Annotated in this window: 16 protein-coding genes; 9 read left to right on the forward strand and 7 right to left on the reverse strand. The window is 51.1% G+C overall.

The annotated features are described in order from the left end of the window. The first annotated feature begins 134 nt into the window (after positions 1–134). Genes hemB through V7676_RS10825 form a run of 3 tightly spaced genes read left to right on the forward strand, consistent with a single transcriptional unit; the run spans position 135 to position 2,240 of the window. Positions 135–1,136: a porphobilinogen synthase gene (hemB, locus tag V7676_RS10815; RefSeq protein ID WP_335659881.1), complete on the forward strand. Its 1,002-nt coding sequence runs from the start codon at positions 135–137 to the stop codon at positions 1,134–1,136. Then, the gene (locus V7676_RS10820) at positions 1,129–1,686 is read left to right on the forward strand and encodes a GNAT family N-acetyltransferase (protein ID WP_335659721.1); all 558 of its coding nucleotides are present in this window, start codon (positions 1,129–1,131) and stop codon (positions 1,684–1,686) included. Before hemB ends, V7676_RS10820 begins: the two co-directional genes overlap by 8 nt. Further along, entirely contained in the window at positions 1,683–2,240 is a 558-nt protein-coding gene (locus tag V7676_RS10825; RefSeq protein WP_335659722.1) for a gamma carbonic anhydrase family protein, read from the forward strand. The genes V7676_RS10820 and V7676_RS10825 overlap by 4 nt, the downstream gene beginning before the upstream one ends. A 7-nt stretch (positions 2,241–2,247) precedes the next feature. On the opposite strand, the gene V7676_RS10830 is transcribed toward V7676_RS10825, so the two are convergent. Beyond that, positions 2,248–2,766: a hypothetical protein gene (locus tag V7676_RS10830; protein ID WP_335659723.1), complete on the reverse strand. Its 519-nt coding sequence runs from the start codon at positions 2,764–2,766 to the stop codon at positions 2,248–2,250. A gap of 229 nt (positions 2,767–2,995) precedes the next feature. Between V7676_RS10830 and rplU the strand changes: the two genes are divergently transcribed. From rplU to V7676_RS10845, 3 genes are all read left to right on the forward strand, one after another. Beyond that, positions 2,996–3,511 carry a 50S ribosomal protein L21 gene (gene rplU, locus V7676_RS10835; RefSeq protein ID WP_335659724.1) on the forward strand — a complete coding sequence of 172 codons (516 nt, stop codon included), beginning with the start codon at positions 2,996–2,998 and terminating at the stop codon, positions 3,509–3,511. A 3-nt stretch (positions 3,512–3,514) separates the two neighbouring features. Further along, a complete protein-coding gene (gene rpmA, locus V7676_RS10840) occupies positions 3,515–3,784 on the forward strand; it encodes a 50S ribosomal protein L27 (RefSeq protein WP_335659725.1) in 270 nt (89 codons plus the stop codon). A 211-nt stretch (positions 3,785–3,995) separates the two neighbouring features. Then, positions 3,996–4,547, forward strand: a complete 552-nt coding sequence (locus V7676_RS10845; protein ID WP_335659726.1) for a GNAT family N-acetyltransferase — start codon at positions 3,996–3,998, stop codon at positions 4,545–4,547. Here V7676_RS10845 and V7676_RS10850 read toward each other — a convergent pair. From V7676_RS10850 to lnt, 4 genes are all read right to left on the reverse strand, one after another. Next, positions 4,544–5,506, reverse strand: a complete 963-nt coding sequence (locus V7676_RS10850; protein WP_335659727.1) for a metal-dependent hydrolase — start codon at positions 5,504–5,506, stop codon at positions 4,544–4,546. The genes V7676_RS10845 and V7676_RS10850 overlap by 4 nt on opposite strands. A 188-nt stretch (positions 5,507–5,694) precedes the next feature. Beyond that, complete coding sequence (gene trmB, locus V7676_RS10855; protein ID WP_335659728.1) at positions 5,695–6,390, reverse strand: tRNA (guanine(46)-N(7))-methyltransferase TrmB; 696 nt, start codon at positions 6,388–6,390, stop codon at positions 5,695–5,697. 29 nt (positions 6,391–6,419) lie between these two features. Further along, the gene (gene metK / locus V7676_RS10860) at positions 6,420–7,631 is read right to left on the reverse strand and encodes a methionine adenosyltransferase (protein ID WP_335659729.1); all 1,212 of its coding nucleotides are present in this window, start codon (positions 7,629–7,631) and stop codon (positions 6,420–6,422) included. A gap of 68 nt (positions 7,632–7,699) precedes the next feature. Next, a complete protein-coding gene (gene lnt, locus V7676_RS10865) occupies positions 7,700–9,328 on the reverse strand; it encodes an apolipoprotein N-acyltransferase (protein ID WP_442955432.1) in 1,629 nt (542 codons plus the stop codon). A 53-nt stretch (positions 9,329–9,381) separates the two neighbouring features. On the opposite strand from lnt, the gene V7676_RS10870 reads away from it, so the two are divergent. Together V7676_RS10870 and V7676_RS10875 are read left to right on the forward strand one after the other, a co-directional pair. Beyond that, entirely contained in the window at positions 9,382–10,074 is a 693-nt protein-coding gene (locus V7676_RS10870; protein WP_335659731.1) for a hypothetical protein, read from the forward strand. Further along, positions 10,070–10,492: a VOC family protein gene (locus V7676_RS10875; RefSeq protein WP_335659882.1), complete on the forward strand. Its 423-nt coding sequence runs from the start codon at positions 10,070–10,072 to the stop codon at positions 10,490–10,492. Before V7676_RS10870 ends, V7676_RS10875 begins: the two co-directional genes overlap by 5 nt. Here V7676_RS10875 and V7676_RS10880 read toward each other — a convergent pair. Both V7676_RS10880 and V7676_RS10885 read right to left on the reverse strand, forming a co-directional pair. Next, entirely contained in the window at positions 10,475–11,590 is a 1,116-nt protein-coding gene (locus tag V7676_RS10880) for a sigma-54 interaction domain-containing protein (protein ID WP_335659732.1), read from the reverse strand. The genes V7676_RS10875 and V7676_RS10880 overlap by 18 nt on opposite strands. Before the next feature lie 129 nt (positions 11,591–11,719). Further along, entirely contained in the window at positions 11,720–12,316 is a 597-nt protein-coding gene (locus V7676_RS10885) for a TetR/AcrR family transcriptional regulator (protein ID WP_335659733.1), read from the reverse strand. 64 nt (positions 12,317–12,380) lie between these two features. Here V7676_RS10885 and V7676_RS10890 point away from each other — a divergent pair, with 64 nt between their 5' ends. Beyond that, positions 12,381–13,271 (forward strand): metal-dependent hydrolase, encoded by an 891-nt coding sequence (locus V7676_RS10890; protein ID WP_335659734.1) that lies wholly within the window; start codon positions 12,381–12,383, stop codon positions 13,269–13,271. Positions 13,272–13,284: the final 13 nt, after the last annotated feature.

Consider the following 13,284-nt stretch of genomic DNA (forward strand, 5'->3'; position numbering starts at 1 on the left):
ATCGATCACCCTCTGATGAGCGCCTAATCAGGTTCATGCGTCATTTGATGCCGTCGGCTGGCATTGGAATGATTGGAGGCGATATAGCGCTATTTCAATTGCCCTATGATGTCGCGCCTCTATATTGCACCGCCATGACCCAAAATCCTACATTTCCCCGCACCCGTCTCCGTCGAACCCGCGCTTCTCGATGGAGCCGAGCGATGGTTCGCGAAAATATTTTAACCCCTGCCGATCTGATCTGGCCACTGTTTGTATCGGAGGGTTCCAACGTTGAAGAACCGATTGCATCACTGCCGGGTGTATCACGCTGGTCTGTTGACCTGATCGTAGAGCGCGCAAAAGAAGCCCGCGACTTAGACATAGCCTGCATCGCGCTATTCCCGAATACCCCGCCTGAAAAGCGCAGCGACGACGGCGCAGAATCGCTGAACATCGACAATTTAATGTGTCGCGCGACCAAGGCGATAAAAGATGCGCTGGGTGATGATATTGGCGTGCTCACCGATGTCGCGCTTGACCCTTATACAACGCATGGACAAGACGGACTAATCGACGCCAAAGGCTATGTCGAGAACGACCGCACGCTCGAGATGCTAACCAAACAAGCATTGAATCAAGCCAATGCAGGCGCGGATATTATTGCGCCTTCCGACATGATGGATGGCCGGGTCGGCGCGATTCGAGATACGCTGGAACTGGCGCATCATCATAACGTCCAGATCATGGCTTATTCCGCCAAATATGCGAGCGCCTTTTACGGACCGTTTCGGGATGCGGTCGGTTCTACCGGCGCGCTTAAAGGAGACAAGAAAAGCTATCAGATGGACCCAGCCAATAGTGATGAAGCGATGCGAGAAATCGCGCTCGACATTGCAGAAGGCGCAGACAGCGTGATGGTCAAACCCGGCCTCGCCTATCTCGATATTATTTATCGCGCCAAGACAGAATTTAATATCCCGGTTTTTGCCTATCAGGTATCCGGCGAATATGCCCTTGTGAAGGCTGGTGCAGCGGCTGGTGTCGGCGATCACGATGCGCTGATGATGGAAAAGCTAATCGCCTTTAAGCGCGCGGGCTGTTCCGGCATATTAACCTATTTCGCTGCCGATGCAGCGCGGCTACTTCATGGCTGATACGATTCTGGAAACCGAGCGGCTGCGGCTTCGCAATTGGCGGGACGATGATATCGAACCGTTCATGGAGCATCTCAACACACCCAAAGTCATGCGCTGGCTCGGCGGAATTCAAAGCAAGGAGAAATTCCTCGCCGCAGTTGAACGAATCAAGGGCTATGACCGTGATTTTGGGCATACCTTCTGGATTGTCGAGCGCAAGTCCGATGGTGCTCTTTTGGGGTTCTGCGGATTAAAGCGAGTAAACGCACCGCAACCCAAATTAATCGGCGCCTTTGAGATAGGCTGGCGGTTGCGCGAAGATGTCTGGGGCGAAGGCTACGCAAAGGAAGCCGCTACAGCGGCGATGGATGCGGCGTTTGCGCACCATAAGGCGCCATTTGTAGTGGCACTGACGGTCGCGGGCAATGAACCTTCCTGGGGCCTGATGAAGCGTTTGGGCATGACCCACAGGCCAGAGCTGGACTTTCGCGACCCCAATTACGGGGAAGAGCTAAACCCAACCATAGTTTATCAAATTGAAGCAAAAGACTGGAAATCCGACAAATGACCGATCCGCTCATCCTGCCGTTTAATGGCAAAACACCAAAAATCCACGATTCGGCGTTTATTGCCCCCGGTTGCAAGATAATCGGCGATGTCGAAATCGGTCCGGACACCAGCATTTGGTATAACTGCGTGATTCGCGCAGATGTTAATTTCATCAGAATCGGTGCGCGCAGCAATATTCAGGACGGCACAACCATCCACTGTGACAGCCCCTCGCCAGCCACTCCCGATGGCAATCCGACGATTATTGGCGATGATGTTTTGGTAGGCCATATGGTCATGCTGCACGGCGCGACATTGGAAGACCGGGCATTTGTGGGCCTAAGCACCATCGTCATGGATGGCTGTGTCATCGAAGGTGACGCCATGTTGGCCGCCGGCGCTATGTTGACGCCGAACAAGCGCATCCCAAGCGGCCAGCTTTGGGCGGGATCACCAGCCAAATATATGCGTGACCTCACTGAACCGGCAATTGCGGGAATGCGATTAGGAGTTGCCCATTATGTCGAAAATGCAAAAGCCCATAAAGCCGCTATTGAGGCAGCCCTAAAATAGGGGTAATTTAACGGAGCCGTGATTTCAGTCCGTCAATCTCCTGCTGCTGGGAGGTGACCCGGGCTTCGATTCTTTCACGACTTCTGGCGATAAGCTTCGCCGCGCCCTGTTCTTCACCGGTAAATTCTTGATCGAGTCGCTTCATATATAGCGAATCGATATCCGCCAGCGCCGATACCGACGGGCTCCGGTCTGTTTCCAGCGACGACAGGAGCATTTGAGCAACCACCCATGATTCGCTTGAAGGGACTGCACCGCTTGCTGCCGACACACTCTGTTTGACGTTAGGCAGATTTTTCATAAAAATTTGATGGGCGGTTTCACTCTGCCGAACGGCGCTCTCCACAGCATTTTTAAGTGTTGCCGGAAGGGTATCCATTTCGGCTGAAGGCGGGGCCACGGGCTCCTCTATTGGTGAGCCATCTTCATAAGGCCGCTTCGAAAGCGAAGGAAAATCGCGCGCTTGCATCCCACAAGCGGATAAAGACAGGCCGATTATGGGCGCTAAGGACATATATAATTTCATAAAAACATCTTTAGGCTGCCGTGATTGTCGCGGCAATGGTCTTTGCACTGGAACAATAGTCAGGCGATGCATAGAGGCGGCGTGCACAAAATCTTGCCTAAAAATTGGCCTATGCCGGTTGACACAGCCATGCTCATCTAGTAGCTGCCCACTCTTTCCAGCGTGAGCCGAGAGACTCGCGTTTCCCTGCTTGCGCGCTGGAACCACAAGATTGAAACGGAAAAATGCCATGTTCGCAATAGTGCGCACCGGCGGTAAACAATATCGTGTTGCCGCAGGAGATATAATCGCAGTCGAAAAATTAGCTGGTGAAGCTGGTGATTCGATAACCCTTGATGATGTATTGCTTGCGGGCGACGGCGGCGAAGTGAAAGACCTCAAAGGTCTTATCGTGGCTGCGGAAATTGTTGCGCAGGAAAAAGGCGAGAAGGTAATCATCTTCAAAAAACGCCGCCGGCATAATTATCGCCGTAAAAACGGTCATCGCCAGCAGCACACTGTGTTGAAGATCAGCGCGATTGGCGATGTGAAGGCACCTAAAAAAGCTGCTCCTAAGACAGAAGCCGCTAAGCCTGTTGAAGACAAGCCCGCTGCTGAAGCAAAAGCAGCTCCGGCCAAGAAAGCTGCTGAGAAGCCAGCGCCGAAAAAGGCCGCTGCCGAAACAGAGGCAAAACCAGCTGCAGCCAAAAAAGCTCCAGCAAAAAAACCAGCCGCGAAAAAACCGGCTGCTAAGAAAGAGGACTAAACCATGGCACATAAGAAAGCAGGCGGTTCCTCGCGTAACGGCCGTGATTCGGCGGGACGTCGTCTTGGCGTGAAGAAATTCGGCAGCGAAGCTGTCGTGGCCGGCAATATCATTATTCGCCAGCGCGGAACAAAAACCCATCCGGGTCGCAATGTAGGTATTGGCAAAGACCATACCCTATTTGCGCTTATTGATGGCAAAGTGGAATTCCACAAAGGCAAGCTCGGCCGCAAATATGTGTCTGTAGATATGATGGCGGAAGCAGCCGAATAGTCGGATAACCAATATCGGGTTATCCTTTAAGGGATGACCCGGATGATTCAGATGAATCACCAGATTTCAGGGAGAGGGTCACCCCTCTCCCTTTTTTTGTCTCTCCCTGTCGTAAATGTCACTGCGTTGTAATGGCTCCGTTGTAAGGGCCAATGAGACAAAGCAGGGGCGGCTGAAAAATGGTTTTTTGGCCAAAGAACGGAGAGTCCCAATGTTTGCAAGAACACCAAGATTATTGTTGAGACCTGGTTGGCCCGAAGATGCGGGTGCACTGCACGATGCGATCAATGACGAAGCGATTGTTCGTAATCTGGCGACCGCTCCATGGCCATATAGTCGCGATGACGCGGATGATTTTCTTTCGCTTCCCCAGAACCCCACAAATCCGCGCTGGTTAATTTACCGCCGGACAGCAGGCTCGCCCTGTCTGGTGGGGACGTGCGGAATCGACCTTACGTCCAACGGCATTGGCGAATTAGGCTATTGGATCAGCCGGAACCATTGGGGTTTGGGCTATGCAACAGAAGCAGGCCGCGCTGTGCTGGAAACAGCGAAGGCATTAGGTCACAGGAAAATCTTCGCCAGTCACTTTATCGACAATCCCGCCTCTGGAAATGTGCTTACGAAATTGGGCTTTAGCCGGACAGGCCGGATCGTACCGCGCTTTAGCAAAGGCAGAAGAAAAACAGTCGGAGCCATTGAATTTCAGCTCAAGTTGGAAAGCGACATGGATAGCGAAGCCATGCCACCACTCGCGGCCTAAGCCACTTTGGGTAAGCGTTTCCGTTTGGGACGCTCGCCCAAAGTGGCAATTTCTTCCTTCTCTTCGGGATGATCCATAATCGCTGCTTCATATTCGCTTTCGGCTAACTGAATCAGGTGACGATCATCTTTATTCCATGGATGGAATCCAGGAAGAAAAAACTGGCCCCAAGTCCAAAAGGTACGTCGGAACGGTGCCGGGCTAACTAAGGCATAATGAGCGAAACCCAACCACGCGCGAGGTCCGGAAATGCCGTCTTGCCGTAACAGGTCGAAAATACCCTTGCTGCGGTTTTTGGCGAAACCGAGCGAAATCCGAATCATGAATAAGGATTTGGTAAACCAACGTTTTGACCTGCTCCAATCTTTAGTCGCATGCAGCCATGTGTCATAGGCAACGCCCTTATGCTCGACCTCCTCAGACGCATGCCAAAGCCACATTTTGCGTTGTTCTTTATCCGCTTTCTGAAAATGGATTGGATTGGCAATAAATTCCGCAGCCATTACTGCGGTCAGATGTTCAAGACAGGTTGTGGCTACAAGCTGATTGATCAACGGTCTGGTGCCGATATCGTCGATCACGTCAGATAGCACTTGCTCGAGCCTGGAAAGATCGAAATCGGATTGTTCCAGTTGCTTATTAAAAAACAGATGTTCTCTGCTGTGCACGGCCTCTTGCTGGACGAAACCGGAAATTTCACGTTTCAGTTTTTCCGGACACTCATTACGATATTGCCTGAGAACCTTCATAAAAAAGGTTTCACCTTTAGGAAAGGTGACCGACAAAGCGTTGAAGAAAGCCGTTGCGTAGGGATCACCACCAACCCAATAGCGTTGCTCGAACGCCGCACTGGCAAAGTGCCGGTTACGGGACTGTATAAGTAGGTCGGCCGGAGTTGCACTGCCCGCAATGGTTGCATCGGTACTAACGGCATTTTCACTGGATGGCACGTCGCCCATTACTATTTGAAGCCTCCTATAAAATCCAAAAGCTGTGCGACCATTTTTTGGTTAAGGAGTTAATAGATTCGGAGGGTTAATAAACTACTCATGCCAGCCAATAAATTTACGGTTAATTGGCTGTTTACAGGGTTATTCGAAGCAAAATTATCGTAAAAATCCATTGATTTTTTCGTCGCTCAAATGGGTCATTTGCGTTGATATCGAAAATACCAGACTTCATGCCCCTGCCGGCGTGCCTTGGCCTCATAACGCGTCTCAGGCCATCCACCTGGACGGATCATCCAGTTTTTTGGCCCCTCGCACAGCCAGTTAAATTCGCTGCGTCCATTCATGATCATCATCGCCCATTCCAAATAGACCGGATGATCGGTACCGAAACGAAATTCCCCGCCAGGTTTTAGCTTGGCTGCGATTAAATCGATCGGGCCGTGATTCATGAACCGCCGTTTTGCATGCCGCGCCTTCGGCCATGGATCGGGGTGCAGCAGATATACGAAACTCAAGCTGCCATCCGGTATCCGCTCTAGCACATCCAGCGCATTGCCCATATGGAGCCGGATATTGGGCAGTATGCCCGCTCTGATATGCTGCAACGCGCCAACAACACCATTGAGATAAGGTTCGCACCCGATAAACCCATGGTTTGGGAGCATATCTGCTCGCGCTGCCATATGTTCGCCCGCACCAAAGCCAATTTCGAAATGCATTGGCCGATCATCGCCAAATAATATTTTTGACGTTACCGGGCCGTCAGTGGGCACACTAATCTGCGGCAACAGCTTTTCCACCAGCTCCACTTGCCCGTCACGCAGCGCATGGCCTTGCCTACGGCCATAAAGCTGACGGATTGTGGACGGATCGTGATTCTCTGTGCTGGTCATCCGAGGGCGGTTAGCACCCATTATGAGATTCAAAAAGCAGCTTTTAACGCCTCAACCAAATCTGTCTTTTCCCAAGAGAAGAAATCGCCATCGGCTTTACGGCCGAAATGCCCATAAGCGGCGGTCGAACTATAAATGGGCTTATTGAGGCCGAGATGCGTCCGAATGCCTTTTGGTGTCAAACGCACTAATGTCGGCAATATCTCTTCCAGCTTTTCTTCGCTCACCGTTCCGGTGCCATGCAAATCGACATTGATCGACAGAGGTTCTGCAACACCAATCGCATAGGAAAGCTGGATTGTGCAGCGCTTTGCAAGGCCAGCTGCAACAATATTTTTCGCGAGATAGCGGGTAATATAAGCAGCGGAACGATCGACTTTAGTGGGGTCTTTGCCAGAAAAAGCACCGCCGCCATGCGGGCTCGCGCCGCCGTAAGTATCTACGATAATTTTACGACCAGTGAGGCCTGCATCACCATCTGGCCCGCCAATTTCAAAACGGCCGGTTGGGTTAACGTGAATCACTGTGTTATCCGTGATGAAACCGTCCGGCAGAACCGAATGGAACACGCTCATGACATAGGCCCGCAATTCTTCATAAAGGGCAGGATTATCGCTATCTTTAAAATAGCCGGGCGCGTGTTGGGTAGACACAACCAAAGCCGTTGCTTCTACCGGCATTTCATTTACATAGCGCAGCGTCACTTGGCTTTTGCTATCCGGCTCTAGAAAAGGCGCTGCTCCACTATGTCGGTCAGCGGCCATTTGTTTCAATATCTGGTGCGAATATTGTAAGGTCGCCGGCATCAAATCGGGTGTTTCATCGCTTGCATAACCAAACATGATTCCCTGATCACCAGCGCCTTCATCTTTATTTCCGCTTTCATCTACACCCTGCGCAATATGGGCGGATTGTGGGTGGAGGAAGTTTTCAAATTGCAGCGTTTCCCAATGAAAGCCTTCTTGCTCATAGCCAATTTTCTTAACTGTTTGGCGCACCGCCTCTTCGATTTCCGCTAGCGCTCCATCGGCCCAATTTCCGTCAGTATCAATCATGCCGCTACCGCGTACTTCACCGGCCAATATGACGCGGTCGGTCGTGGTCAATGTTTCACAAGCGACGCGCGCTTCTGCATCCTTCGACAAAAACAGATCAACAATCGCATCGGAAATCTGGTCGGAAACTTTGTCCGGATGGCCTTCTGAAACAGATTCGGAGGTGAAAATAAATTCTGAACGCATGATATTTCCTAGTATTTGCCACCGGGGAATGCGGCGCGTAGATATAAAGAAAGGTTTATATGCGTTCTTTAGCGACCACGCGCACGGATGGCAATGGCGCAAATTAGCAAAAGCAGCGCAAAGCCAAGTGACAGGATATTACCATATCGCGCGAATAAAGTCGGGCTTTCCGGTAGAGGTAATTTACTATCTATCCGACCCGCCTGCCCCATCGGAATGGATTTGAGCACCCTACCTTTGCTGCTGATCACCGCAGAAATTCCGGTTGGCGTGGAACGGATGATCGGCAATCCTTCTTCCAAAGCGCGCAATTGTGCCTGCGCAAGATGCTGCGGCGGACCCGATGATCCAAACCAAGCATCATTTGACGGATTAAAGATGAAGTTCGGGCGGTCTTCGGCATTCACGATCTGACCGGAAAAGATAATCTCGTAACAAACCTGTAAACCCATTTTGCCAAAGGAACCCAAGTCCAGTGATTGCGGTCCTGGGCCCGGCCAAAAATCAAAATCTCCCGGTGCCAGCCGCGACAGACCGATTGCGGACAATAACGGCCGCATGGGAAGATATTCGCCGTAAGGTACCAAATGGCTTTTATCGTAACGACCTAAAATTTCATGGTCCGATCCCATTGCAAAGACGCTGTTTCGAGCCCCAATCGCACGCCTTTCATCAGGAGCAGCAACTTCGTCAAATTCAAGCTTCAGCGCGCCGAGGACCAACACATCACCGGGTTTCATAAGACTGGCCAGTTGCCCGCGTACCATATCCGGCGAGCGTCCATAATAATAGCGCAGTGGATAACCGGTTTCGAGATAGTCAGGAATGGCGGCCTCCGGCCAGAACAATATTCGCGGTTCATCATCTTTGCGCCGCGTCAATCGCGCTAATTTGGCGAGATTCTGTTCCTCATAACCGGCCTGCCACTTGTCCTGTTGACCAATATTTGGCTGTACCACAGTGATAGTATGTTGAGCGGCAGATGGAGAAATATCCTCTCCGCTACCAACCATAGCCAACAAAACGGTTCCACCACCGATCAATATCAGGGCGAAAACCCTGCGAAGGACGATACCCCATTGTGTGGCTAGCAATCCACCTGCAGCCGAAGCGACGAGTCCGGCGACAGCTATCACGATACCGGACAAGCCATATGTCCCGATCGACCGCGCACTCATTGCAAAAGGCGAATCAACTGCGATAACGCCTAACGGATTCCAGATAAATCCACTAAACACCCAACTGCGCATCCATTCGGTGATAATCCAAAAGGCTGCAAATGCGAGGATATAAGCTATCGGCCGACGTCTTCCCGTCGACCAAGCGCCGAGTGCCGCCAATGCAGGAAAGACGGCTAGGTAAAGCGATAGCAGAATCACTGCGATATAGCCCAACCATCCGGGCATCGCCGCTTGAAAGGTGAAGGCTTTTGCAATCCAGTTCAACCCTACGACAAAATGCCCCAGACCGAATAACCAGCCAACAAAAAAAGCGGCCTTGCGGCTTTCGAGCCTATCAACAATGGTGATCCACAAGGCCAGCGCCAGCAAGCTAATCGGCCAAAAGCCAAGCGGCGCGAAACCGGTCGCCGATAGCGCTCCAGCCAATAGCGACAGCCAAAATGGATATTTATCGAACAGGTTTTTGAGAATTTTCACCTGCGGCTTTTGCCGTGTTCCTGAAGCAGGTTCAAACATTATTTAGCAAATGTGGTTTGCCGCCAATGACAAAGCGCCGCTATAGTGGAATTATGAAAATATTACTGATCTTGATGCTCGCTTTATCCCAGCCCGTTTCCAGTCTTCCAAGGGACGAAATAACGGCATTAACCGATATTCACAAGCGGGATCTGTCTTGCGTCGCCGCTTTTGCAATAATCGCGTCCGAGCAGGAACGCGGGATTGAAAGTGCGTTAAACTATCCCCTGCTTACCGAACGTGGCCGGGCCTATGCTGGCCAGGTTGGCGAGAAAATTATGGCCGATACTGGAAAAACACGGGAACAAGTCCGCGACGCGATATTGGCAGCGGTCGCCGATCAACAAGCCAAGGTTATAGATGTTGCGGAACCCGATGCCGTGGTGGACGCTGAAATGGCGAAATGTTTGCCGCTGCTCGATGCGCAGATACCTCCAAAACCCAAACCAACGCTGAATCAATGCGCAGCCATGTTACAGCTTGCCTATGAAGAGGTTTATGAGCGCGAAAAACTATCCAAAATGGCGCAAGATTTAAAGACTTTAGCCTTTGTCCTCGACAGCCGCGCCCGTGAAAAGATGCTACGCGAAGGAATGAGCGGCAATGAGAGCGATATTATCCTCACTCAGACTCGTATAGAAATGGCTGGCCTGCAAGACGATGAATCCGAAGAAACAGCGCTGGATATCGATCATTGTTTTGCACTGGCCGCCCCCGATAAGAAGGGCCAGAATCTTGAACATTGAACGCCGCCCATTTCATCTCGCCTTTACGGTCAATGACTTAGTAGAAGCCCGGCAGTTTTACGGTGGCTTACTGCAATGTGAGGAAGGCCGGAGTAGCAGCCACTGGATAGACTTTAATCTATACGGGCATCAGATCGTAACCCATTTGGACAAGGACGCCCAACCTCGATCGATAACTAATCCGGTTGATGGGGAAGATGTTCCTGTCCCCCATTTTGGTGTAGTTCTGACCCTAACCCAATGGGAAGATTTGGCGGAGCGAATGAAAGACCATGGTATAAACTTCCTGATTGCACCGACCATAAGATTTCGCGGAGAACCCGGTGAGCAAGCAACAATGTTCTTTCTTGATCCCAGCGGAAATGCCTTGGAATTCAAGGCTTTTGCTAGTGATGATCAACTATTCGCCTCGGACTAGGGAAGAACGCGGATCTGTCAGTGCCATTTTGCGTTCGATCTTGTGACGCCGCATTTTTTCAACAAAGGTTGTCCGGCGCAAGCTAACCAAATGCGCCGCTTCAGCGACCACTCCTTCGGCCATTCGCAAAGCGGACAACAGATATTTGCGTTCCTCTTGCATGAGATGTTTCTTAAGATCAAACCCGCCCCCCAATGTACCGCGATCATCTGCGTCATCTTTGAATGGGCGCGCCTCGGCGGAACCCGGGAAACGCGATGGAACGGCATGCATTTGATAGGATGGCGCAGTGGAAGCACGCCGGCGGAACAACGATGAAACCTGACTCGCCGAAATCATTATTCCTGGAAACAGAAGAACGGCCCGCTCGATAATATTGCGCAGTTCACGGGCATTTCCGGGCCAGTCATAATTTTCCAGATCGTCCATCGCTTCTGCTGTAAAATACACCTCTTCGCCGCCAATTTGCTTGATAAAGTGGCGAATGAGCGGCGCAATATCTTCGAGCCGTTCCTTAAGAGCAGGTATATCAATCGGGAAGACCGACAGGCGATAAAAGAGATCTTCCCGAAACCGTTTTTCAACAATAGCTTGATCAAGATTTTGGTGCGTGGCGGAAATGATCCGCGTATCAATCGCAATGGATTGCGAACCGCCAATGCGTTCTATCTGCTTTTCTTCCAATACGCGGAGCAATTTGACCTGCATGTCAAAGGGCATATCCCCGATTTCGTCCAGAAATAGCGTCCCTTGGCTTGCATCTTCGAACTGCCCCTTGCGCTGGGAGACGGCGCCGGTGAAGCTGCCTTTTTCATGCCCGAATAATTCCGATTCCAGCAAATCTCGCGGGATTGCTCCACAATTCACACCAATGAATTTCTCTTCTGCCCGCGAGGAGCAACGGTGCAGCGCCTTCGCCACCACTTCTTTGCCGCAGCCGGATGGTCCAGTGATCATGACCGGTATTGAAGTAGAGGCGGCATAGCGGATCAAGCTGCGCACTTCCTCTATTGCGGCGCTGTCGCCCACAAGGTGACGAGCAGGGTCATCCGGATGTAATATCCGTTCATTTCCGAAGGCATTGGGGCGATGTTCCATAGCAGTTCCATACTCTTTCAAATAGAGCATCTCTTATGAGAGCTGTGGGAAGCCTATATGTAAATGACCGTAAATTGACTCGCAATTTGATCCAAACCGGATGAGATATTTTCCCGTCTTATCTGTTACTTAACTTTCAGTTTTTGCTTTCGACCGTTCCAGCGCATGTTCCAAATGCCGTTCCGCCATGTCCCGTGCACTATGGCGTGACAGGCCTAAAGAGTCCGCAAGCCGTTCGCCGATTAACGCATCGCCCAATGCCATTAGCACCAGCGTTAACGTGTCTTCATGCATCTCCCGGTCTTCATGGCCGCCCTCGCCCACTTCATCGACCAAAGCATGGATCGCATCAACGATGGGATCAAGTGCGTCCTCATTTCCTGTCAGCAGCATCCATGACGACAACGCCCCTGCACCTTGCTTGTCAAAAGCATCAAATGTCAGGTCAACAATAGCGCGTACGGTGCCTTCACCTGTACGAGATTTTACCACCGCTTCAGCAATGGATCCGCAGACCTGGTTCGTCAGAAATTCCGCCAAAGATTTTTGCAGCCCCGACGCAGAACCGAAATGGTGGAGAAGATTCGCGTGTGTGCGCCCGATCCGTGATGCAACGGCCTTTAGCGTCACGGCCTGTGGCCCTGATTCAATCAATAAATCACGCGCAGCGACCATTGCCATACCGCGGCTTTCTACCGGAGAGAGACGTCGTTTAGATATTGACATTTATGTAAGTAACCCTATTGCCTAGTGTATAAGTAAACAATATTTTGTCTAAAAGCGAACCTTTATGAACATGCATAGCAGCGTGCAAGGCCAACCGGAAACGATTGATAGGCCTACACCGGAAGATCATAGCATTACGCCGCGGGATCGCCGCTTTGGACGGAATGCCGGTTATCAACCGGGTCGATGGTGGCTGAATGGTGATCCGGTTGCGACGGCCTTTTATAATGCTCTTTCGCTTACCTTCCCTCGCGGTGAGGCGTTTTTTATAGAAAGCGTGAAAGCGTTTCGTGACGTCACACCGGAAAAATTGCAAAAAGAAATCCGGGCATTTGTGAAACAGGAAATCATGCACACTCGCGAGCATGTTGCGCTTAACCGCCGCTTGGCAGAAGCTGGCTATGACACCAGCCAGATTGAAAAGCGTGTTGAAGAATCACTCGATATGACTAAAGGTCGCCCTGCTATCGCCAATCTCGGCGCGACAATGATACTCGAACATTTTACGGCGATCATGGCCCAGCAATTTATTGCCAATCCCCGACATTTTGCAAATGCCGACAAGGAAACCGCCGATCTTTGGCGCTGGCATGCGATGGAAGAGATAGAACATAAGGGCGTTTCCTATGACACTTGGCTCTATGCGACCCGGGACTGGTCACGTTGGCAGCGATGGAAAATCAAATCACTGCTGATGTTGATTATCACCTGGAATTTCTGGGCCAATCGCTATACGGACACGCTCGACCTGTTAGAGCAGGACGGCTTTGTCGGCTTTCGCACTAAGGCAAAACTGCTCGGCTTCCTGTTTTTCACACCTGGAGTCGCCCGGAAAATCATCCTGCCGTGGATCAAGTTTTTCCTACCGGGATTCCATCCATGGAATGAAGATGATCGGCATCTGATCGACGTGGCCGAAAGCGAATTTGAAGCCGCGGTTCCTGATAGGGCTTGAATATATCAGACGT

The organism is Parasphingorhabdus sp., assembly GCF_036963805.1.
GTDB lineage: Bacteria > Pseudomonadota > Alphaproteobacteria > Sphingomonadales > Sphingomonadaceae > Parasphingorhabdus.